This window comes from Pseudomonas putida (genome assembly GCF_001941965.1).
In the GTDB taxonomy this organism is placed as follows: Bacteria; Pseudomonadota; Gammaproteobacteria; order Pseudomonadales; family Pseudomonadaceae; genus Aquipseudomonas; species Aquipseudomonas putida_L.
The window spans coordinates 129,795-152,523 of sequence record NZ_MKZO01000079.1 but is presented as its reverse complement, the minus strand read 5'-3'; the positions used below and the strand labels follow the sequence as shown (position 1 = coordinate 152,523).

The window sequence follows — 22,729 nt, the reverse complement described above, 5'->3', positions numbered from 1 at the left end:
GCGAGGCCGGCGGCGATTAAAGTTTATTCATATTCGGACTAAGCCACGGACGGCAATCGACAGCCTCTAAGCCATACTCCACAATGTCACGCTTAGAAAAATAAAAAACCTTGCATAGCCAACGACATACCTTCTTTTAGTGAGCACCTACGTGAAAACCTCCCTTTCGATTCTCAGTCTGCTGCTGTTGCTCACTGGTACCGTCGGCGTCACCGCCAACGCCGTCGCCCAACCCGCTGCCGCCGAAGCGCAGCGTGACCCGTCCAAGCTGCACCTGGCCTCCGGCAGCGCCATGCTGGTCGACCTGCAGACCAACAAGGTGCTCTATTCCAGCCATCCCGACATGGTCCGGCCGATTGCCTCGGTGACCAAGCTGATGACCGCCATGGTGGTGCTCGACGCCAAGCAGCCGATGGACGAGATGCTGACCATGACCATTGCCCAGACCAAGGAAATGAAGGGTGTGTACTCGCGGGTACGCCTGGGTAGCGAGCTGAGCCGTCGCGAGACCTTGCTGATCACTCTGATGTCCTCGGAGAACCGCGCGGCGGCGACCCTGGCCCACCACTACCCGGGTGGTTATGGCGCGTTCATCAAGGCGATGAACGCCAAGGCCAAGGCCCTGGGCATGAGCAGCACCCGCTATGTCGAGCCGACCGGCCTGTCGCCGAGCAACGTCTCCACCGCCCGCGACCTGACCAAGCTGCTGCTGGCTGCGCGCAACTACCCACTGCTGAGCGAGCTGAGCACCACCCGCGAGAAAACCGTGGCCTTCCGCAAGCCCAACTACACCCTGGGCTTCCGCAATACCGATCATCTGGTGAACAAATCGAACTGGGACATCAAGCTGACCAAGACCGGCTTTACCAACGATGCCGGCCACTGCCTGGTGCTGCTGACGAAGATGGACAACCGTCCGGTTGCGATGGTGATTCTCGATGCCTTCGGCAAATATACCCACTTCGCCGATGCCAGCCGCATGCGCCAGTGGCTGGAAACCGGCGCGACCAAGCCGGCGCCGGCGGTGGCGGTGCGCTACAAGGCCGAGCGCAGCCAGAATCGGCCGCAGGTGGATTGAACCTCTGAATCCGGGGCCGGCACGTCCCCTGTGGGAGCTGGCTTGCCAGCGATTTGGCCCGACCTGACCACATCACTGCCCATGCCGGCCTCATCGCTGGCAAGCCAGCTCCCACAGGTTTTTTGTGTCAACCGTGAGTGCTGGCGTCAGGCAGTGGTATTGACACTATTCCCCGCCGTGCTGTCACCCGAGTCGGTCAACGCCGCCAGCAGCGCGGCATTGGCCTGCAACAGCTGACCGGTAGTCGCCGCCACTGCCGCCTGGGCTGCGGCGATGCGGGTCTGCTTGATGGTGTCTTCCTGGTCGCTGGCCATGGCTTCCTGCAGTTCTTTCTGCTGCTGGGCCAGTTGCTTCTGCAACTCCTTCACCTGCTCACGGAGCATCTTGACTTCAGCCGACTCGCTGGAGCTGTCCGCTGCCGTTTCCGACGCGGTCGGCGCCGCGGCACCACCCGCACGCACGCTGGACAGATCGCCACGCACCGTCCCTTCAGGCACCGCCGACGGGTCGGAGGCGACATTGGTCTTGTTGGTCACGTTGCTGAGAGTGCCGTTGATCGACAGGTTCGATGCCAAGGCGTTGAGGTAATCGGCCATGAGAAATAACGTCCTGAAATAAGGGATCTGGACAGGACATCGGCCGTTACAAATAAACCTTTAGCCCCTTCTCCCCGCGTAAATTTCCCCGCCCCTTCTTCGTCCTTCCCCTGACACCTGAATCGCGACCGAGAAGGCAATGACCAAACCCCGCTCCCGCAAAGCCCTGTTCATCGGCCTGCCGCTGGCCCTGGCGCTCGGCCTCGGCGCCGCTGCCGCCGGCTGGCTGTACTGGAAAAACGACGCCGGTTACCCGCGCAAGATCGTCGAGCAGGCCAACGCCCTGCATGAGCACATGATTTCCTTCGACAGCCATATCACCGTGCCCCTGGACTTCGGCAGTGCCGGGCGCGAGGCGGACAAGGACGGCCCGGGCCAGTTCGACCTGGTCAAGGCCGGGCGCGGGCGGCTCTCCGGTGCGGCGCTGACGATCTTCGGCTGGCCCGAACTGTGGAACGGCCCCAACGCCCCACACCGGCCGAACCCCGGCTTCGTCGACGCGGCCCGCAATGAGCAGGAAGTGCGTTACAAGATCATCACCGGCATGGTCCGCGACTTCCCCAACCAGGTCGGCATCGCCTACACCCCCGACGACTTCCGCCGCCTGCACGGCGAAGGCAAGTTCGCCATCTTCATCAGCATGCTCAACGCCTACCCGCTGGGCAACGACCTGAGCCAGCTGGACCTGTGGACCGCCCGCGGCATGCGCATGTTCGGCTTCAACTACGTGGGCAACAACGACTGGTCCGACTCGTCGCGGCCGCTGCCGTTCTTCAACGATACTGCCGATGCCCTTGGCGGCCTGGCACCGATCGGCAAGCAGGCGGTGACCCGGCTCAACGACCTCGGGGTGATCATCGACGTGTCGCAGATGTCGACCCTGGCCCTGGAGCAGGTCGCCCAGCTCAGCCGCGCCCCGCTGGTGGCCTCGCACTCGGCGCCGCGGGCGCTGGTGGATATCCCGCGCAACCTGAGCGACAAGGAACTGCAACTGATCAAGGGCAGCGGCGGCGTGGTGCAGATCGTCGGTTTTCCGACCTATATCAAGCCACTGAGCAAGCCGACCCTGGACAAGCTCGAGGCGCTGCGCGCGCGCTTCGACCTGCAACCCCTGCAAGGCCTGGCCAACGCGCTGATGCCCGGCGACGCGGTGATCGCCATCTGGCCCGAGGCGCGCTTCGGCGACTACGCCAGCAACCTCTATGGCATCGTCGACAAGGAACCCAAGGCCGGGCTCAAGGAGTTCGGCGACGCCATCGACTACGCGGTGAAGAAGATCGGTATCGACCACGTCGGCATCGCCTCGGACTTCAACGACGGCGGCGGCCTGGCCGGCTGGAAGGATGTCAGCGAGATCCGCAACATCACCGCCGAGCTGCTGACCCGCGGCTACAGCGAGGCGGATATCGCCAAGCTGTGGGGCGGCAACTTCCTGCGGGTGTGGGAACAGGTGCAGAAAAGCGCCCGCCCCGTCGCCGCCCTTGCGCCTTGAACCGGACTGCCCCGACATGACCGACCGCCGTACCTTTCTCAAGCAGGCCGCCATCCTCAGTGCCGGCCTGCCGCTGGCCAGCTCGCTGGTCAATGCTGCCGAAAAACCTGCCAGCACGCCGCTGCTCCAGGGGCCGGACAAATGGCGCCAGTTGCGCGCCCTGTTCCCCCTCGACCCGGACACCGCGCACTTCGCCAACTTCCTGATCACCGCCCATCCGCGTCCGGTGCAGGAGGCCATCGACTACTACCGCCGCGAAATCGACCGCAATCCCGCTGTCCTGATGGACTGGGAAAGCCAGTACGAATGGAAGCGCGAAGGCGAGGTCCGCGACTGGGCCGCGCGCTACCTGGAAGTGCGCCCGCGGCAGATCGCCCTGACCGGCAGCACCACCGAGGGCCTGGGCATGATCTACGGCGGCCTGCAGGTGGGCGCCGACCAGGAAATCCTCACCACCGAACACGAGCACTACTCCACCCACAAAAGCCTGGCCTTCCGTACCCAGCGCCAGGGCACCAAGGTGCGCAAGCTGCGCCTGTTCAAGGACCCGTGGGAGATCTCCAAAGACCAGGTGCTGACTACCGTCGACCAGGCTATCCGCCCGGAAACCCGCGTGCTCGGCATGACCTGGGTACACTCCGGCAGCGGCGTGAAGCTGCCGGTGGGCGAGATCGGCGAGATTGTCCGCCGGCACAACCGCGACCGCGACGAAAGCCGGCGGATCATCTACGTGGTGGACGGCGTGCACGGCTTCGGCGTGGACAACCAGCGCTTCGCCGACTTCAACTGCGACTACTTCATCTCCGGCGTGCACAAATGGATGTTCGGCCCACGGGGTACCGGGCTGATCTGCGCCGCCTCGGAGAAGATGGACGCGCTGACCCCGACCTTTGCCACCTTCTCCCAGGAAGAAGACTTCGCCACCATCATGACCCCGGGCGGCTACCACGCCTTCGAGCACCGCTGGGCCATGGGCAAGGCCTTCGAACTGCACCTGCAACTGGGCAAGGCCGACGTGCAGGCGCGCATCCACCAGCTCAACGACCGCCTCAAGGAACGCCTGCTCGAGCACAAGCAGATCCAACTGGTGACCCCGCGCAGCAACCAATTCTCCGCCGGGTTCACCTTCTTCCGCATCAAGGATCGCGACCCGGATGCCATCGCCGCCTACCTCGCGGACAACAAGGTGATGTCCGACGCGGTGTACCGCGATGTCGGCCCGGTGATCCGCCTGGCCCCGGGCCTGCTCAACAACGAGCAGGAAATCGATCGGGCCATGGCCCTGCTGATCAAGAAACTCTGAAAGAAGGCCTTGCGATGACGTTCAACCTTACCCGCCTGACCCTCGCCGCCCTGCTCGGCGCCGCCAGCCTGCCCGCCCTGGCGGCGGGCGACAAACCCGGCACGGTGTTCCGTGACTGCAAGACCAGTTGCCCGGAAATGGTCGTGCTGCCTGCCGGCACTTTCACCATGGGCACCCCGGAGGAGGAACTGGGGCGCCAGCCGGATGAAGGCCCGCTGCATGAGGTGACCTTCGCCAAGCCGTTCGCCATCAGCCGTTTCCAGGTCACGGCCGGGGAATGGGATGCCTATATCCGTGAGTCCGGGGTAAAGATCGCCGATGGCGACACCCGCCCGGGCCGCGAGTGCAAGGCCAGCAAACCGCGCTACAAGCAGGGGCCGCGGCAGCCGGCGGTGTGCATGGACTACCACGATATCGAGGCCTATGTGGCCTGGCTGTCGAAGAAGACCGGCAAGCACTACCGCATGGTCAGCGAAGCCGAGCGCGAATACGCCGCCCGCGGCGGTAGCACCGGGCCCTTCCCGTTCCCGCTGGATCCGGATGCGGAATACGAGATCAGCCGGCATGCCAACGTCTACGGGCCCAAGGACGGCTACAGTTACACCTCGCCGGTGGGCAGCTACCCGCCCAATGCTTTCGGCATGTACGACATGCACGGCAATGTCTACGAGCTGGTTGCCGACTGCTACCACGACAGCTATGTCGGCGCGCCGAGCGACGGCAGCGCGTGGAAGGAGCCTGGCTGCAAGCTGGTGCAGATCCGTGGCAACGACTGGGGCGAGGCGCCGATCTTCTCGCGCTCGGGCAATCGCAACAATGTGTACATCACCACGCGCGGGGACTGGATCGGGTTCCGGGTGATCCGCGAACTCTAAGGTTTCCACCGCTCCCACAGGGCCCGCGTAGCCCATCCGATCAGGAGGCTTGCAGTCAGCACATCAGTCCCCCGGGAGCTGCCCGGAAATCCGTCTTTGAATTATTTACTTACATTTTCCCTGACGGGTTTCCGATTCTCATCCGTCCTTACTAATGCAGCCCCTCGGTTGAGCATCAGCTCGACCTCACTTTTTACAAAAAAGACTGATGCAATGGCCCAACAATCGAAAAAGTCCAAATCCAGGTTGTGGTTCCTGGTTCACAGCTGGCTTGCCCTGCCGATCTGGTTCTTCGTGCTGATCGTCTGTGTCACCGGCACCCTGGCCGTGGTCAGCCAGGAAATCGTCTGGCTGGCCAACCCGGATGTACGCGCCAGCAAGCCGAATGACGATGCCGAGCGCCTGAGCTTCCAGCAGGTCCTCGACGCCCTGCAGAAGGCCGAGCCGGACATGGCGGTGCGCTTCATCAGCCAGCCGGACGGCTCGCACTTCGCCCTCAACGCCGCGGTGACCTTCCCCGACGGCACGGCACCCACCCTGTACGTGAACCCCTACACCGGGGCGATCCAGGGCAAGAGCCCGGACTTCAACTTCGAGGGCTTCACCCGTGCCCTGCATGGCTGGTGGCTGGTGCCCTTCACCAATGGCTACAGCTGGGGCTGGTACCTGGTGTCGCTGCTGGGCCTGCCGATGCTCGCTTCGCTGGTCACCGGGCTGGTGGTCTACAAGCGTTTCTGGAAGGGCTTTTTCAAACCGACCCTGCGTTTCAACCACGGCGCACGGATCTTCTGGGGCGATTTCCATCGCCTGAGTGGCATCTGGTCGATCTGGTTCATCGCGGTGATCTCCATCACCGGTACCTGGTTCCTGATCCAGGCGATCCTCGCCGACAACCACATCACTATCTCCACCGAGCCAATCACCCCGGTGATTGCCCGCGAGGACGTGCCGCTCTCGGACAGCAGGGCGCCAGTGCCGCGCATCGACCTGGACGAAGCCACACGCATCGCCACCAGCCAGATCCCCGGCCTGGACGTGAGCTTCGCCCAGTTGCCTTCCAACGCCTACGGGCACATTTACCTGGGCGGGCGCGGCTGGTACCCGCTGATGTTCCAGACCGCCAACGTCAACCCCTATACGCGCAACGTCGATGCCTCGTTCCTGGTCGGCGACCGCTCGGCCCTGGAGTTCGTCACCGAGTCCATGCGCCCATTGCACACCGGTGACTTCGGCGGCCTGGCGATCAAGCTGATCTGGGCCTTCTTCGGCCTGCTGCTGTCGATGATGGTGCTCAGCGGCCTGCTGATCTGGACCAAGCGCACCGCCCAGGCCACCGCCGCCGCCCTCAAGCGCGCGGACAAGCAACCGCGCGCCCGCAAGGCCGCTGCGCAAACCACTACGGAGGTACAACCATGAGCCAGGCCAGCCACGCCATCGCCACGCCAGGCCCCGTGAAACAGTGGTGGCTGAAATGGCGTTTCCACCTGAACATCCTGCTGCTGCTCGTGCCCCTGGGCTTCATGCCCAAGTACTTCGCCGACGTGAAGCTGTTCCGCGGCGACAGCGGCCTGGGCGCCAACCCGATCGAGAACATCGCGGTCGGCCCGTGGAGCATCAGCCTCGCCGAACTGCGTGACGAAGCCCCGCGCCCCGACGGCCCGGCCGGCTACTTCAAGGCCTTCAACGCCTCCCTGTGCAGCACCTGCGGCAGCGAGGTCAAGGCCAGCTACTTGCGTATCGGCAAACCCCGCAGCCTGCGCGCCGCCGGCACCATCTTCTTCGGCAACCCGCACCGCATGAGCACCAGCCTGCCGGTGCCGGAGCGCACCCGCGCCGACGCCGAACTGTGGATCACCCTCGAAGGCTGGGACGGCAGCATGCACCAGGCCTCGGTCCCCCTGGCCAAGGCATCCCCCGCCACCCTCGCCTGGCTCAACAAACAAGGAGGCAAACCATGATTCTCAACGCCGGCAGGCTCGCCCTGCCCTTGTTGCTGCTGGCCTGCGCCGGCCCCGCCCTGGCGCACAACCCGATGTGCCAATGCGAGCCGGTCGCCGGCGAGCAGATCAAATGCACCGGCGGCTTTTCCGACGGCAGCGGCGCACCGGGGGTGACCCTCGATGTGATCGGCTACGACGAGACGGTGCTGGTCCCGGGCAAGCTCGGCGAAGACTCGACCCTGACCTTCAAGCGCCCGACCGGCGAGTTCTATGTACTGTTCGACGCAGGTCCCGGGCACGTGGTGGAAATCGACTACGCCGACATCGGTGAGCCATGAGCCGGGTCCAGGTGGTGCGCCCGGCCGGCGCCGGGCATGAAACCCTGTACGTGGCGCTGGTCGCGCTGCTGATCCTGGTGCTGGCCGCCACGGTGGTCGGCCTGCGCGGCGAGCGCGAGGAGCAGACCCGGGTCGAGGCCCACCAACTGGATGCGCGGCTCGACCTGAATGCCGCCGAACAGGGCATCTATACCGACCTGCGGGTGGCCTTCGACGAGATCCAGGCACGCCGCGCGGAAGAGCCCGGCCTGGTCAGTGTCGAACTGCTGGCCGAGGAAGGCTTCGCCCCCTTCGTCGCCGATGCCAGCAGCGTCACCCGCGGTGCGCACCAGTGGCGCCAGGTCAACGCCGCCTATGTCGGCCTGAGCCCGAAGCCGGACACCGCCGGCAGCTTCGTCCTGCTGGTGCCCGAGGCCCATGACGGCGCAGCCGATGTCTGGCTCAGCCGCGAGGCCGCACCCAGTCTGCCCGCCGACCTGAGCGCCAGCACCCTGCAGGGCGCCGGCTGGAAACAGATCGCCACCCACTACGACGCCGGTGTCACCCGCCAGCATCAGCACTGACCCGCAAGGAATGCCCATGCTCCGTTCCGTTGTTCTCCGAGTCCTCAGCCTGTTCGTCGCCCTGGCCCTGCCCGCCCTGGCCCTCGCCGAAAATGGCAAGCCGCTGCGGATCGGCATCACCCTGCATCCGTACTACAGCTACGTCAGCAATATCGTCGGCGACCGCGCCGAGGTGGTGCCGCTGATTCCGGCCGGCTTCAACCCCCACGCCTACGAGCCACGGGCCGATGACATCAAGCGCATCGGCAGCCTCGATGTGATCGTGCTCAACGGGGTCGGCCACGACGACTTCGCCGACCGCATGATCGCCGCCAGCGAAAAGCCCGGCATCGCCACCATCGAATCCAATGCCAACGTGCCGCTGCTGGCTGCCACCGGCATCGCCGCCCGGGGTGCCGGCAAGGTAGTCAACCCGCACACCTTCCTGTCGATCAGCGCCAGCATCGCCCAGGTCAACAACATCGCCCGCGAGCTGGGCAAGCTGGACCCGGACAACGCGAAGTTCTACAGCCAGAACGCCCGCGACTACGCCAAGCGCCTGCGCAAGCTGCGCGCCGACGCCCTGGCTCAGCTGACCGAGGCGCCGAACCCGTCGTTCCGCGTGGCGACCATCCATGCCGCCTACGACTACCTGGTGCGCGAGTTCGGCCTGGAAGTCACCGCCGTGGTGGAACCGGCCCACGGTATCGAGCCGAGCCCGGCGCAACTGAAGAAGACCATCGACCAGTTGCATGCCCTGGACGTCAAGGTGATCTTCTCCGAGATGGATTTCCCGTCCGCCTATGTCGAGACCATCCAGCGTGAAGCCGGGGTCAAGCTGTACCCGCTGACCCATATCTCCTACGGCGAGTACACCAAGGAGAAATACGAGGTGGAGATGGAGCGCAACCTCGACACCGTGGTCCGGGCGATCAAGGAGAACCAGGCATGACCGTGGCCGAACCCGTCGTCGCCGCGCCGTGCGGGCCGTCCATCGCGTTCGACGGCATCGACCTGACCCTCGGCCGCACGCACATCCTCGACCAGGTGCGTTTCCAGGTCGCGGCCGGCAGCGTGCATGCCATCGTCGGCCCGAATGGCGGCGGCAAGAGCTCGCTGATCAAGACCCTGCTCGGCCAGATGCCGCACCAGGGCCGCCTGACCCTGACCTGGCCGGACGACGCCCAGGTCATCGGCTACGTCCCGCAAGCCCTGGAATTCGACCGCGGCCTGCCGATGACCGTGGACGATTTCATGGCCGCCATGTGCCAGCGCACGCCGGCCTTCCTCGGCCTGTCGAAACGGGTTGCGCCGGCCATCGACGCCGCGCTGGCCCGGGTCGGCATGCAAGACAAGCGCAAGCGGCGCATGGGCGCCCTGTCCGGTGGCGAGCGCCAGCGCGTGCTGCTGGCCCAGGGCCTGATTCCGGCGCCGCAACTGCTGGTGCTCGACGAACCCATGTCAGCGTTGGACGAAGCCGGGATCCAGGTGTTCGAGCGCCTGCTCGGCGAATGGCGCCAGGCCGGAACCACGGTGTTGTGGATCGAGCACGACCTGCAAGCCGTGACCCGCCTCGCCGACCGCGTGACCGGCCTGAGCCGTCGGGTGCTGTTCGATGCGCCGCCCAAGGAAGCCCTCACGCCAGAGCGCCTGCTCGGCCTGTTCTCCATCCACCCGCGCAGCGAGGGCAGCGTCTGATGAACTACGAAGAATTCCGCCTGCTGATCCAGGGCTGGGCCAGTTCCGGCTATCTGCCCGAGGCCCTGGCCTACGGCTTCGTGGTCAATGCCCTGCTCGCCGGGCTGATGATCGGCCCGGTGCTGGGCGGCCTCGGCACCCTGGTGGTGGTCAAGCGCTTCGCCTTCTTCTCCGAAGCCGTGGGCCACGCGGCGCTGACCGGCGTGGCCATCGGCATCCTCCTCGGCGAACCCTACACCGGGCCCTATGGCAGCCTGTTCGGCTACTGCCTGCTGTTCGGCATCCTGCTCAACTACCTGCGCAACCGCACCGGCCTGTCGCCGGACACCCTGATCGGCGTGTTCCTCTCGGTGTCCCTGGCCCTGGGCGCGAGCCTGCTGCTGATGCTGGCGGGCAAGATCAACGTGCACATCCTCGAGAACGTCCTGTTCGGCTCGGTGCTGACGGTCAGCGGGCATGACCTGGTGGTCCTGGGCATCGTCGGCAGCCTGGTCCTGGCCCTGGCCCTGCCGCTGTACAACCGCATCATGCTGGCCAGCTTCAACCCGCAGCTTGCGGCGGTGCGCGGGGTGGCGGTGAAGCGCCTGGACTACCTGTTCGTGGTCCTGGTGACCCTGGTCACGGTGGCCGCAGTGAAGGTGATTGGCGCGATCCTGGTCGGTGCCCTGCTGGTGATCCCGGCGGCGGCGGCGCGGCTGGTCAGCCAGTCGCTCAAGGGCTTCTTCTTCACCTCGGTGCTGATCGCCACGTTCAGTACGCTGATCGGCATCCTGTTGCCCATCGTCTTCGACCTGCCGGTGCCTTCGGGCGCAGCGATCATCCTGGTCGCCGGCAGCTTCTTCGCCCTCGCCGCGCTGGCCCGCGGCCTGGTTCCACGCCTGCAAGGAAACCCGGCATGACTCCTACCCTCAAGCACCTGAGCCTGGCCCTGCTGCTGGCTGGCCTGCCCCTCGCCGTCCAGGCGCAGAGCCCGGCGAAACCTGCCGCGCAACAGCAGGCCGGCGTCACCGTGCTCGCCTCGCTGCCGGTGACCTACGGCCTTGGCGCCCTGCTGCTGGACGGCACCTCGGTGAAGCTGGTGCGCGCCGCACCGGAGAACATCCCGGCCACGCGCCAGCCGTCGTACTTCAGCGGCCGTGGCGGCGCCAGCCTGCACAAAGCCGCAGGCAAGGCCGATGCGGTGATCGGCCTGCGCTCGATCTGGAGCGACGATCCGCTGTACCCGGTAGCCCGTCGCAGCAATATCCGTATCGTCGAGATCGATGCGGCGCGCCCGGTGGACGGCGCCCTGCCGGGTATCGCGGTGCAGGGCGACAACGTCCTTGCCGCTTATCCCTGGCTGAGCCCGACCAATATGGGGCGCATGGCCGACGTGCTGGCCAATGACCTCGGGCGCCTGTCGCCGGCCGACCACGAGAAGATCCAGGCCAACCTGGCCGGGCTCAAGCGCCAGTTGCTCGACCTCAGCGCCAGCAGCGAGGCGAAGCTGGCCGAGGCGGACAACCTGAGCGTGGTCAACCTGTCGGATCGGCTGGGGTATCTGGTGGGCGGCCTGAACCTGGACCTGATCGATCATCCCCAGGTGGCAGATGAGCAGTGGACGCCGGAGCAGCTCAAGCAGCTGGGTGAGGAACTGAAGGGGCAGGATGTGGCGCTGGTGCTGCATCACAAGCAGCCGGTGCAGGCCGTGGTGGAGGTGATCGCGGCGTCGGGGGCGAAGCTGGTGGTGGTGGAGACCGATAGCGCCGACAGCGTGGCCGGGTTGAAGGCCGGGGTAGAGCAGGTGGTGGGGGCTTTGGCTACCCCGGGAGCCTAACGCAATCAGGTAGGAGCGTGGCTTGCCCGCGAAGGACCGCGCAGCGGTCCCAAACGGGTGTGGTCAGTGAGAATTTGGGACCGCTGCGCGGTCCTTCGCGGGCAAGCCACGCTCCTACAAGGGCATGGCCGCAACGCTAACGTTTCATGCAGCGCTGATACCGCTCATCCACCCGCCCCGCAAACCACGCCGTGGTCAGTTGCCGGGTGATCTTCGGGCTTTCCAGCCGGATCCCCGGCAGCACTTCCCGGGCCACGCGCTTGCCGGCAGCCTTGTCCGCCAGAGCGAACACCTGCTGGTACAGACGGGTTTCCTCGAAGTCCTGGCTATCGCCCTTCTCCAGTTGCTGGCGAATCGTCGGATTGCGCATGCCGAAGCGCTCGCCCAGCGTGCGCGCGGCCTTCTCGGTACTGCCCGGCAGCAGCGCGCCGTGGGCGATCAGGTCACCATCGAGCGCCAGCTTTACCCCGGTCACCCGGCTCAGCGCCGCCTGGAACGCCGCATTGCGGCTCGCATACCAGCCCGCGTTGAAGTCGGCGAAGCGGTACAGCGGTCGCGGGTAATTGGCTGGGTAGCCGAGCAAATGGGCAGTGCCGAAATACATGCCGCCGCGCCGGGTGAAGACTTCCTGGCGCACGCTGCCGTCGTGGCGGTAGGGATAGCCACGGGCCTGCCGCTCGGCGAAATCGATGCTGACCTGCATCGGCCCGCCGGTACGCACCGGGTTGAAACCGCCAAGCAGGGTCCGACCCAGTGGCAGCGAGCCGGTCAGTTCGTCGTACAAACCGCTCAGTTCACGCTCGCTCCGCACGGCGGCAAGGCGCTGGTTCCAGGTCTTGCCGTTGGGCGAACGGGTATCCAGCGCGGCATTGACCAATGCCTTCGGAACGAATGCCTTGGCCGCACGACGATCGATTTCCTCGCGGGCGATACGGCCGAGGTTGGGCACCTGCGGATCGGCGCTGAAGGTGGACTCCTGTTCGGTCACGGCCAGAACGGCACAGATATTCGACTGGCTGGGATCGAGCTTCTGGCTGGTCAGGGCGACCTGGATATCCCGCGCCCAGCCCTGGCGGTCACTGACATTGGCCGGCAGGAGCGCGGCGACCTTGTCGCGAACCTGTGCGTCCGACAGCCTGGGCTCCTGGCTGGTGCGCGTGCCGACGCAACCGGCCAGCAGCGCCAGGAAGGCGAACGGCAGCCAGCGAACCGGGGCTTTCAGGGTTGCTCCCCGACCAGGAAGGTCTTGCTGATCACACGGAATTGCTCGTGGCTGGAGCTGCGCATCAGCTCGAACAGGACCATTTCGCGAGTAACGATCTGCGCCCCGGCGCCACGCATGCGCTCAAGGCCGGCGGCCTTGCTGGCGGCGCTGCGGCTGTCGCAGGCATCGGCGACGACGAACACCTGCTTGCCGCTGTCCAGCAGCTCGATCACCGTCTGCAGCACGCAGACATGGGTTTCCATGCCGCAGACGATCACCTGCTCGCGGGCCAGCAGCGCGGCCGGCAGGCACTCGCCGGCGACACAGGAGAAATGCAGTTTTTCCACCACCTGCGCAGCCGGTGCGGCCTCCAGCAGGCTGGCCACGGTCGGGCCGAGGCCTTTCGGGTACTGCTCGGAGATCACCGTCGGCAGGTCCAGCGCGGCCGTGGCCGCGAGCAGCCAGCGGGTCCGCGCCAGGGTCCCGGCGGGGTCGCTGACCGCGCCGATGAGTTTCTCCTGGACATCGATGACCAGCAGCGTGGCCCGGGAAGCGTCGATCAGCATGGTACGGGGTTCCTTGCAGGGGGAAATGGGTTCGACTATGCGACGGCGGGTGGGTTATGGCAACCGCAGGCGGATTGCTCGGGGCTTGATGTGGTTGCTACTGGCCTCATCGCTGGCAAGCCAGCTCCCACAGGGTCAGCGGCGCTGCAGAACCCTGTGGGAGCTGGCTTGCCAGCGATGAGGCCGGTAGCAACACAGAGACTCTTAACTGAAGCGAATCACATAACTCACCGGCAAATGATCCGAAGGCCCGGGCACATCCACCACCCCGGGCGTGATCGGCTCGGTACTGCCGTTGACCACCGCGTAATCAAGCATGGTCAACGCCCCGGTGCTCGGGTGGGTGTTGTCGCCGGCCGGCTCGATCCGCGCCAGGTCCTGCGGCGAGATCCAGTTGCCTTGCGCCGGGTCGCGATTGAAGTCTCCCAGCAGTACATAGGGCGTGTCGGTGTGCCAGCTGACTTCGCGCAACATCCGCGGGGCATTCGATCCACCGCCGGACAGGGCATGGAAGTTGTACACCGTGACCTCCTCGCCGGCCGTCGCCCCCGCCGCGCGCCGGCGCAAGCGCACGCCCAGGGCCGGGCGGGCCACCGGCAGGCTGCCGGATTCGACCACGCCATCAGCGATGACCAGCACCTCGCGGACATCCACACGCACGTCGGCACGCAGCACCAGCGCGAGGTTGACCCGCAAACGCTGTACATCGAGGAAATACACCTGGTACGCCTCCGGCCGCGCCAGGGTGCCGGCCTGCCACAGGTACTGCTCCACCACCTGCACGGTGCCGAACTGGTCCGGCACATCCAGGCGCGTCACCAGTTGCGCCGAGGCCGGAGGCGTGCCGGCCTCCTGCACCGCGACCAGGTCGTTGACCCGGGCCAGTTGCAGCAGGCGCGTGCGCCATTTGCTCTCGGACGTGGCCGAGGTGCCCTGCATGTTCCAGGTGGCCAGGCGCAATTCCAGCCCCGCCAGCGCTCCGCGGAAGCGGCCGATCTCCATCTGCGGCGAACCGGCATGCTCGCGGATCCGGCAGTGGTAGTAGTCGCGCAGCCCGCCCTGCAGGCGGATATGCGCGTGCCACGGGCCATAGACCGAACCGACGATGATCTGCAGCACGCGCAACGGCTCGCCGGCATCCAGCCGCAACGGCGCGCCCTCCGCCAGCAGGCCGTTCATGGTCAGCACGTAGTGCACCCGGTACAGCACCAGCAACAGGGCGAAACCGTCCCGCGCCGGGGCCCGGCCCAGCGGCGCGATAAAGGCCGGCTCGTGGTACAGGCGCCGTAACAGCTCGCCCATGCGCTGGGCAAAACGGCTCTGCTGGCCATGATTGCCGCTGCGCATGTACTGCCGGGAAATCACGTAGGCCAGGTAGGACGCGCTGTCCCGGGCATTGCCTGGCGCCGTGGGCAGCAGCTCGAAGATGTCGCCAAGGATGACTTCGAGCTCGTTGAAGAACAGGTCGTCGGCAAGGCCGACGATCAGATGGCTGTCGATATAACTGCGGATCGAATTATCAACCGGCATGGAACACACCTCCGCACTCAGGGCTGGCCGCGATAGAGCACATGCAGGACCCCGTCGAGCACCGCCGCGCCGACGCTTTTCGCCGCGCCCAGTTCGGTGCTGATGGTCGCCGGGCCGAGGACGTTGCCGTCGTAGGCGTACTGGTGGATGTCATAGGTGGGGTAGCCGACCTTGTCACTGAACAGCAGCTTGAGCAGGCCGTTGTGCACTACTCCTGCCGGCGAATGGTGGAAGTTGTCCGCAAGCAGGCGGCTGCCCCGGGTCCAGTGGCTATCGCCGTCGAAGCGGATCAAACGGAAGTCGCCGTCGACCTCCTTGTAGACCAGATGGATCAACCCCTGATAGGTAATCGCCAACGGGCTGATCCAGCTGCGCGCGGTGTTCTTGCCGTCGCTCTTCACGTAGACGGGCTTGGTCCACACTTTCAGGTCGGTGGTCGAGCGGTGCAGCAGGTTGCTGCCGTCCGGTGTCTGGTAGAACAGGTGCAGGCGCCCGGAAAGCACCGCCGCCGACGCGGTCTCGGAGATGTTCATGTCGGTCCAGTGGTCCAGCTCGAATTGCCCGCTGGCCGGGTTCAGGGTCATCAGCAGGGTTTTGCCGAATACCCCGGCGATCAGCAGATGAAGGCGCTCGTTGAACACGAAGATCGAGGGAGGGAACTTGCTGTGCACCTCGCCGATGGTCTTCGGCTCGCCCCAGTCCGCGATGGACGTGCGGGTGATGCACTTGATCGGCCCGGGATTGCCCGGCCCGTCGATATAGACGCAGTACAGGGTGCCCTGGTGGCTGACCATCCGGCACGAGCCGTCGGTGACCGCCGAGGTGGCACAGGTGTTGTCGAGAATCCCGTGGGGGCTGACGCTGGCCCAGAGCTTGTGCATGGGGTGAATCCTTGGGTGGATGAAGGAGCCGCCATTGCAGCAGCTGCCCCCGCCCCGGTCAGTCGGCAGCACGCCCGCCGGCCCACGGGAAAAGGCTCCGCGCCACGCCGACAAACGCCCGCTGCCGGCCCCGGCATTCCGACTGAGTCGTCGCGGGCGTGGCGCTGTCTACACTCAGCCCACCTTCGAGACGAGCACCCGCCCATGAAACGCCTGGCCCTGCTGTTCTGCTCCGCCCTGCTCTCCCTTGGCGCCCTGGCCGCACCACGCGCGCCGATCCATTTCGGCGAGATCACCTGGGAAAGCGGCAGCTTCACCACCGAGGTGCTGCGCCTGATCGTCGAGCACGGCTACGGCTACCCCACCGATACCCTGCCCGGCAGTACGGTGAGCATGGAGGTGGCCCTGGCGCGCAACGATATCCAGGTGATCGGCGAAGAATGGGCCGGCCGCAGCCCGGCCTGGGTCAAGGCCGAACAGGCCGGCCAGGTGTTCGCCCTGGGCGACACGGTGAAGCACGCCGACGAAGGCTGGTACGTGCCGGAGTTCGTGATCAAGGGCGACCCGACCAGGGGCATCGAGCCCCTGGCGCCGGACCTGCGCTCGGTCACCGACCTGCAACGCTACGCCAAGGTCTTCGCCGACCCGGAGGCGCCGGGCAAGGGGCGCTTCCTCAACAGCCCGGCCGGCTGGACCTCGGAAACGGTCAACAGCCAGAAACTCAAGGCCTATGGCCTGGACGGCCTGTACAGCAATTTCCGCAGTGGCTCCGGCGCGGCGCTGGATGCGGAGGTCACCTCGTCGATCCGCCGCGGCAAGCCGGTGCTGTTCTACTACTGGTCACCGACCCCGCTGATGGGCCGTTTCAAGCTGGTGCGCCTTGAGGAACCGGCGTTCGACCCAGCGGCCTGGGCGACCCTCACCGATGCCGGCAACAAGGCGCCGATAGGCAGTCGTTCGTTGCCGGCCAAACTGTCCATCGGCGTATCGAAGACCTTCCATGAGCAATACCCGGACCTGGTAGCCCTGTTCAGCAAGGTCGACCTGCCCATCGACACCCTCAACGCCGTGCTCGCGCGCATGAGCGAGGAGCGCCAGGACCCGGCCGTGGCGGCCCGGGCCTTCCTCAAGGACAACCCGCAGATCTGGCGGCAGTGGCTGCCGGAGGAACAACGCAGCAAGGTCGAAGCCTGGCTCGCCAGCCACTGAACCGGCCCGCGGCCGGCGCTACACCGGCCCGGCCTCCAGCCCTTCACGGTGGGTCAGCTCGCCGACCAGCGCCGCCTCGTCCAGCTTGCGCTGGTCGATCAGTTGCTGGATGCGCGCGCTGGTCTGCACCGGGGTATCGTCGGGATACAGGTCGTCGAGCGTTAGCACGTGGTCCTCGAAGTCCTCGCGAATGGCAGTGAAGCGCGCGGCATACACCTCCTGCAGATAGCCCAGCCAGAAATCCCGCTGCGCCGCGTAGTCCAGCAGGCCCTGGCCGCTCTCGCCCTGGCGCACCCGCGCCGCCACCCGCTCCAGCTCACCGGGATGCAGGTTGGCGGAGCCGGAGTAGAGCATCTGCTCCGGAGCCAGCGGCAGGTCGAGCTGGTTGGCCAGGTTGAGGCGATAGGCCAGGCGCACTTCCGCCTCGTCGCGGCTGCCGGCCTCGCTGCGGGCAATGCCGTCCAGTTCGTGCAGGCGGTACAGGCGCCGCATCAACCGGTACAGCGCCGGCCCGCGCTGGGCGGCACTGACCGAGCGCAGGGCCAGGGCGGTGTAGACCAGAATTTCCATCTGGTTGAACTCCAGGCGGATACCGTCCGGACAGGTATCGTATTCGCGCAACTGGCGCAGCGGCTCCTCGGCCATGCCGTTGAGGGTCAGGCGCAGTTCGGTGTCCTGAGCGCAGATGGTCAGCACCTGCCAGACCCGCTCGATCAGGTCGGGGCGGGTCGTGGTGTTGCGGTACTCGGCGGTGTGACGCAAACGGCCCACCAGGTGCAACAGGTCTTCGGCATCGTCGCCGGTTTCCAGTTGCCGCCACAGCTGGCGACGGACGTCGCTGTTGGCGTCGGCGCGGTCCAGCCAGACATCCACGCTGATCAGGTCCATTTGCGAGGTGCCGCCGGAACTGCCACCGCCCGAGCTCGAACCGCGCCAACTGCCGTCCAGCCGGCGGATATGCTCGGGCAGGTCCATGCGGAAGGTGTAGGGCCGGGTCAGGCCTTCGGAGAGGTGGGCCGAGTGCATGGTTTCCTCGCTCAGCGGATTGCCTTCCAGGGAAATCTCGGTGCTGCCGCTGGCGGTCTCACGGTTTTCCAGCAGGTAGGCCGGCAAGCTGCCCAGGCGGTTATTGTTCAGGTTCAGCCACTGCACGCGCTCCGGCAGCAGGCTGTCGAGCCAGGCCGGCCAGCGGCTGATGTCCATGCGTTCGAGGGCCAGCAGGCTGAACGACAGGCGGGCGAACCCGGATACATCGCTGACCTCGCCCAGGCGGTTGCCGCTCAACTCCAGTGAAGTCAATCCGGGCAGCCGGGCCAGGCGGTCGAGCAGCGCCTGGTCGACCTGCAGGCCTGCGTCGGTCAGTGCCAGATGATGCAACTGCGCCAGATCGCCGAGGGCCTCGGGCAACCCATCCAGCGCGACGCCGCCAATCACCAGGTGCTGGAGATTGGGGAAACGCCGCAACAGTGCGTCGAGTGGCTGCGCGCCACCCAGTGGGCGCACCAGTTCCAGGCGATTGATCCGCTCCAGGTAGAACGCCGGCAACGGATCGGGAAAGTCATCCAGGCGCACATCCTCCAGCGCCAGCGAGCGCAGTACCGAGCCCTCGGCCTGGGCCGACCAGTCGGCCAGCAAGGCGTCGCCAAACGAACGCCGGGCGATGATCCGCGTGCCCTCCAGCGTGGCGTCGCGCCGCGAGATATCCAGCCAGCGCTCGATGGCGGTGGACAGTTGCTCGCGCTCGAACATGCGGTTGGCGACGATGTTTTCCACGCTCTGCGGGTAATGCAGGTCGAAGTGAAACCGCCGGCCGCTCCAGGCACTGCTGCGGATAGCGATCAAGGTCTGCAGGGAAAACAGGTTGCCGCGCAGGGAGATCCAGGTGGAGCGCGCGGCTTGCGGCGGATTGTCGCGCAGGTGCGGCGGCAGGCCGGTCAGGCGGTTGTCGCGCAGGGAAATCCGTTCGATACCGTCGAGCAGGTCTCTGTCCAGCCATTCCGGCCAGTCTTCCAGGCCGAGGCGATCGAGGCCAAGGAATTCCAGCTGCGGCCCGTTGCTCAGGTGCACCGGCAGGTGGCTCGGGCGGTTACCGCTGAGATCCAGGTGGCGCAACTCGCCGAGGCGGCAGAGTTCGTCCAGCAGTTCCTGACCGAGGGGCAGGTGCAGGTTGAGCAGGCGCAATTCGCTCAGGCGCGGATAGGCGCCGACGATGGTGCGCGGCAGGTCGTACAGCGAGCGCCCTTCGCCGCCGTCGATCTCCAGCCGGGTGACCCGGGGAAAGCCGCGCAGCAACTGTTGCAGGCGGTCTTCGAAACGCAGCACGCCATCCGCGCCCGGGGTCATGATCGCCGGCGGCACTGCTACGCGGGACAGCTCCAGCGCCTGTACCCGATCGCGAAAGAACGCCGGCAACTGCTCGGGAAAGGATTCCAGCGAGACCGCGAACAGACGCAGCGGCACGTTGCTGCGGCCGATCTCCGGCAGCAGGTTGTCCCGCCAATGCTGCCACAGCGCCAGTTCGATCAACTGGCGGTCGCTCAGGGCCGGCTCGCTGTCGCCGGCCTGGTGCGGCGCCTCCCCCGCCGGCAGCAACTGGCGCATCTGCTCGCGCTCTTCGAGCAGGGCGACCAGGCGCGCATCAATCACCGCGTCGTCCAGGCCGATGCCGCGCAGTTGCTGCAACAGGTCATGGGCGAAGATATCCGGCAGTTCCAGCAGGCGAATACGGTCCAGCAGGGTGTTTTCGCTGACCACCGCGGGCAGTTGCGGATGCCCGCTCAGGGGATAGCCAGGGCGGCCGTTGGCCAGGCGCATGGGCGAGCGCATGCCCGGGCGGATCGGCTGCATCTGCAGGACCTTACGCAACGCCGGGCGTTGCAAGGGACGCTGCAAGACCCTGGCGCGCAAGGCCGACGCGGTGTCGGAGGCAGTTAGTCCCAAGGCTTGGCGCTGCACCGAGGTCAGGGTGCGCAGGACCACGGCGAACAGGTCCGCGGCTGCCACTTCCGGCTCTTCGGCGGTCCGGTAGCCCTCGGCGGTCTTCACCAGCACCCGCCGGTGCACCGCAGGCGACGGTCCGATCCCGTCGAGCAACGGCCCGTTGTCGCGCAGGGCGCGGATCTCCAGGCGGAACTCCTCGGGCCAGCCCGGCAGGCCAGCCAGGCTGTGCAGGACCAGGCGGGTGCAGTCATTGTTCTCCAGCACGGGCAGAAACAGCCCTTCATAGGCCCGTGCCAGGCGCACGTTCTGCAGATGGAAACGGGCCTCGTCGGCCAGGCGCGGCGGCACCCGTTGCTGCGCTTCGATCAGGGTCAGCTCTGCGTGGCTGGCATGCGCCAGCAACTCGTCCACCAGCCGTCGCGGCAGGCCACCGAAGTCGCGCAGGATCACGCTCTGCGCCGGGTTGGCCGGAGCGAAGGAGGCCTGATAGCGCCTGTCGAACAGGCGCGAGAATGTGTTCCGTTCCTGCGCCTCACCGCTCTCCTCCACCTCACGATGGATCCTCTGCCGCTCCAGCGTTTCGGTCAGCAGCGCCGGTGCCGGCTGGCCGTCCATCAGCGCGCGGCGCAGCTCGGACTCGTGGCAGCCACTGATCAGCAGCGACTCCCCGGCCCGGGTGGCGTCCAGCCTCCGTGCTGCCGGCCCAAGGCGCTCGAACAGCGCCAGCCCCGACCATTGCTGCGGCTGGTCCACCTCGTGCAGCCAGCCGCCACCAGGATGCTGGAACAGCGCCGGCTGACAGGCATCGACACGCGACGGATGCTCGATGAACGAGGTGCCGTCCTGGCGAAACAACACCGAATAATGCTGGCCACCGAGGGCCAGCCACTGTTTGCCCTGATACTCGTACAGCCCGCGGGCGTTGGGAAGCAGGTCAGCGGGCAGGATGATGTCGTGGGCGAACGGTTTGAGGTCACGGTTCCACAGGCGCGTCCCGCCGTCGGCCAGGCGCACCGGATGCAGGCCCTCGGGCAACACCGGCAACTCGCGGGCGGCGGTGCCGGGCCGGGGCGCACCGCTGCCGGCCAGGGCGGCGACCAGCGCGACGTTCTCCAGCACATCGAACAGGTAGGCCCAGGCCTGCTCGCGCTCGTCGCGGCTCCATTCACCGATGCCTTCGTAGACCTCATGGACCAGTTGCACCGTGCTGAACAGCATCATCGCCGCGCCCACCACCGGCACCGCGAAGGCCAGGGCGTTCAGGGCGGTCAGCCCGGCGTCGGCGAAGTAGCGCAGTTTGTCCTCGAGGCTCTTGTGGTTCTCCACCGCCGTCGGCACCACCAGGTACAAGCCGTCGGCCTTGAGCGCAGCGATACGGCGGCGCAGCAGGGTCGGCATCAGCAGGCCGTCGAGGGTGGTTTCACGAAACGGCAGCCAGGCCTGGGGATCCAGGCTTTCCTCGTACCAGCCACCCGGGTTCCAGACCTTGGGGTGGAAGGCCTGGCGCAGTTTTTCCAGGACCGAGGCGCGATGCCGCAGCGGGATGAAGCGCTGGAAGAACTGCTGGTAATCCGGCTGCAGCAGGCGATCACGCAGGTGACTGGCGAAGTCGAGAAAGGACTCGTACTGGCGCAGCGGCTCGACGGGGTCGTCGGGGATATGCACGATGATCCGGTCCGGCCCATCGCGGCGGCTGCGGTCCGCGCCGAACAGCAGGATGCCATTGAGTTCGACCTGCCACAGGCTCAGGCAGGAGCAAGTCACCGCCACGCCGTCGATGCTCGCTTCGCGGTTGTGCAGGACCCGCACCGCCGCGCGATACAGCGCCGGGTCGAGACGGTCGCGCATCCGCGCCAGATGCAGGTGCAGCAGCAGGCCGGACTGTTCATGACGCTTGAAGGCTTCCTGGCGCCGGACCCGGGCGGCGGGGTCGTCTGCGCCGGGCAGGCGCGGATCGAAGGCCTGGGCGATATGGGTCTGGAACAGGCTGCCCAGGTCCAGTTCACGGCACACCTGGGCGAAGCGTTGCGGGGCGATGTCCAGGGTCTGGCCTTCCCACAGCGCCTGGCCGGGAGTGACGCTGAAGATCCGCGCCTTGGTCACCGGCAGGTCCATGCCGCCGGGTTCGCACTCCCAGGCTTCGAAATTCTGCAGGGCAACGCTGAGCAGCGGCCGACAGGCCAGGCGATAGGCCTTGAAATTCTCCACTGCCCAGTCGCGCGACGCGGTGATGAAGGAATCGTCGTGCTGCATGCGCCGGGGGTGGAACAGCCAGGTATTGCGCACATCCAGGTCGAGGCCGAAGGCGCCGTGCAGGGCGGACCTGAGCAAGGGCTCGGCGAAGGCCTCGGGGTCGTCGAGGCTGCCCAGCCACTGCCCGACCTGTGTGGCCAGGGCGCTGTGCTCGCGGTAATCGTCCTGCAGGCGGGCGACCACGTCGGGCATATCGGCGAGCGCGCGGGTGTACCAGGGGATGGCCGCCAGGCCTTGCGTGCGCCCGACCTGGCGCGCCTCGGCCGACAGCAGCCACGGCGGGGTCTGCTGCTCGATGACGGCGTAGGCTTGCTGTTGCCGGGAGTGTTCCGATGGGGACATATGAACCACCTTCCTTGCTGATTGGGCGCTCCAGCCTAGCCAGCATGGGGGTGGGGTTCGGGGCATATAGATAACACCTGTCGGGCCTCATCGCTGCAGTACGGCGGTCCACAAGATCTGTGGTCG

At 66.5% G+C, this 22,729-nt stretch carries 19 protein-coding genes; 13 read left to right on the top strand and 6 right to left on the bottom strand.

The features are described 5' to 3' along the window. Positions 1-151 precede the first annotated feature (151 nt). On the top strand, positions 152-1,078 hold the full coding sequence (gene pbpG, locus PSEMO_RS31900; protein ID WP_075806901.1) for a D-alanyl-D-alanine endopeptidase: 927 nt from the start codon (positions 152-154) through the stop codon (positions 1,076-1,078). A gap of 146 nt (positions 1,079-1,224) precedes the next feature. Here the strand turns inward: pbpG and PSEMO_RS31895 are convergent, their stop codons facing one another. After that, positions 1,225-1,674: a hypothetical protein gene (locus PSEMO_RS31895; protein WP_075806840.1), complete on the bottom strand. Its 450-nt coding sequence runs from the start codon at positions 1,672-1,674 to the stop codon at positions 1,225-1,227. 139 nt (positions 1,675-1,813) lie between these two features. Here PSEMO_RS31895 and pvdM point away from each other — a divergent pair, with 139 nt between their 5' ends. From pvdM to PSEMO_RS31840, 11 genes are all read left to right on the top strand, one after another. Further along, positions 1,814-3,166: a pyoverdine-tailoring dipeptidase-like protein PvdM gene (pvdM, locus tag PSEMO_RS31890; RefSeq protein WP_075806839.1), complete on the top strand. Its 1,353-nt coding sequence runs from the start codon at positions 1,814-1,816 to the stop codon at positions 3,164-3,166. Positions 3,167-3,182: 16 nt separating this feature from the next. Next, positions 3,183-4,469 (top strand): pyoverdine-tailoring periplasmic protein PvdN, encoded by a 1,287-nt coding sequence (gene pvdN / locus PSEMO_RS31885; protein ID WP_075806838.1) that lies wholly within the window; start codon positions 3,183-3,185, stop codon positions 4,467-4,469. A 14-nt stretch (positions 4,470-4,483) separates the two neighbouring features. Beyond that, positions 4,484-5,344: a dihydropyoverdine dehydrogenase gene (pvdO, locus tag PSEMO_RS31880; RefSeq protein WP_075806837.1), complete on the top strand. Its 861-nt coding sequence runs from the start codon at positions 4,484-4,486 to the stop codon at positions 5,342-5,344. 213 nt (positions 5,345-5,557) lie between these two features. Continuing rightward, on the top strand, positions 5,558-6,760 hold the full coding sequence (locus PSEMO_RS31875) for a PepSY-associated TM helix domain-containing protein (protein WP_075806836.1): 1,203 nt from the start codon (positions 5,558-5,560) through the stop codon (positions 6,758-6,760). Further along, the gene (locus PSEMO_RS31870) at positions 6,757-7,302 is read left to right on the top strand and encodes a thiamine pyrophosphate-binding protein (RefSeq protein WP_075806835.1); all 546 of its coding nucleotides are present in this window, start codon (positions 6,757-6,759) and stop codon (positions 7,300-7,302) included. The genes PSEMO_RS31875 and PSEMO_RS31870 overlap by 4 nt, the downstream gene beginning before the upstream one ends. Then, complete coding sequence (locus tag PSEMO_RS31865) at positions 7,299-7,622, top strand: hypothetical protein (RefSeq protein WP_075806834.1); 324 nt, start codon at positions 7,299-7,301, stop codon at positions 7,620-7,622. The genes PSEMO_RS31870 and PSEMO_RS31865 overlap by 4 nt, the downstream gene beginning before the upstream one ends. Continuing rightward, on the top strand, positions 7,619-8,185 hold the full coding sequence (locus PSEMO_RS31860; RefSeq protein ID WP_075806833.1) for a DUF6162 family protein: 567 nt from the start codon (positions 7,619-7,621) through the stop codon (positions 8,183-8,185). The genes PSEMO_RS31865 and PSEMO_RS31860 overlap by 4 nt, the downstream gene beginning before the upstream one ends. Positions 8,186-8,195: 10 nt before the next feature. Then, a complete protein-coding gene (locus PSEMO_RS31855; RefSeq protein ID WP_372239154.1) occupies positions 8,196-9,116 on the top strand; it encodes a metal ABC transporter solute-binding protein, Zn/Mn family in 921 nt (306 codons plus the stop codon). Beyond that, positions 9,113-9,862 carry a metal ABC transporter ATP-binding protein gene (locus PSEMO_RS31850; RefSeq protein WP_075806831.1) on the top strand — a complete coding sequence of 250 codons (750 nt, stop codon included), beginning with the start codon at positions 9,113-9,115 and terminating at the stop codon, positions 9,860-9,862. Before PSEMO_RS31855 ends, PSEMO_RS31850 begins: the two co-directional genes overlap by 4 nt. Beyond that, entirely contained in the window at positions 9,862-10,761 is a 900-nt protein-coding gene (locus PSEMO_RS31845; protein ID WP_075806830.1) for a metal ABC transporter permease, read from the top strand. Before PSEMO_RS31850 ends, PSEMO_RS31845 begins: the two co-directional genes overlap by 1 nt. Then, positions 10,758-11,678 (top strand): metal ABC transporter solute-binding protein, Zn/Mn family, encoded by a 921-nt coding sequence (locus tag PSEMO_RS31840; RefSeq protein ID WP_075806829.1) that lies wholly within the window; start codon positions 10,758-10,760, stop codon positions 11,676-11,678. Before PSEMO_RS31845 ends, PSEMO_RS31840 begins: the two co-directional genes overlap by 4 nt. Positions 11,679-11,814: 136 nt before the next feature. Here PSEMO_RS31840 and PSEMO_RS31835 read toward each other — a convergent pair whose 3' ends face one another. The 4 genes from PSEMO_RS31835 to PSEMO_RS31820 form a co-directional block, all read right to left on the bottom strand. Then, entirely contained in the window at positions 11,815-12,900 is a 1,086-nt protein-coding gene (locus PSEMO_RS31835; RefSeq protein WP_075806828.1) for a DUF1615 domain-containing protein, read from the bottom strand. After that, positions 12,897-13,448 carry a hydrolase gene (locus PSEMO_RS31830; RefSeq protein WP_075806827.1) on the bottom strand — a complete coding sequence of 184 codons (552 nt, stop codon included), beginning with the start codon at positions 13,446-13,448 and terminating at the stop codon, positions 12,897-12,899. Before PSEMO_RS31830 ends, PSEMO_RS31835 begins: the two co-directional genes overlap by 4 nt. 204 nt (positions 13,449-13,652) lie before the next feature. Further along, a complete protein-coding gene (locus PSEMO_RS31825; protein WP_075806826.1) occupies positions 13,653-14,978 on the bottom strand; it encodes an endonuclease/exonuclease/phosphatase family protein in 1,326 nt (441 codons plus the stop codon). A 17-nt stretch (positions 14,979-14,995) separates the two neighbouring features. After that, entirely contained in the window at positions 14,996-15,859 is an 864-nt protein-coding gene (locus tag PSEMO_RS31820; protein ID WP_075806825.1) for a hypothetical protein, read from the bottom strand. A 204-nt stretch (positions 15,860-16,063) separates the two neighbouring features. Between PSEMO_RS31820 and PSEMO_RS31815 the strand changes: the two genes are divergently transcribed. After that, complete coding sequence (locus tag PSEMO_RS31815) at positions 16,064-17,068, top strand: ABC transporter substrate-binding protein (RefSeq protein ID WP_075806824.1); 1,005 nt, start codon at positions 16,064-16,066, stop codon at positions 17,066-17,068. A gap of 18 nt (positions 17,069-17,086) precedes the next feature. Here the strand turns inward: PSEMO_RS31815 and PSEMO_RS31810 are convergent, their stop codons facing one another. Next, on the bottom strand, positions 17,087-22,603 hold the full coding sequence (locus PSEMO_RS31810) for an NEL-type E3 ubiquitin ligase domain-containing protein (protein ID WP_075806823.1): 5,517 nt from the start codon (positions 22,601-22,603) through the stop codon (positions 17,087-17,089). Positions 22,604-22,729 lie beyond the last annotated feature (126 nt).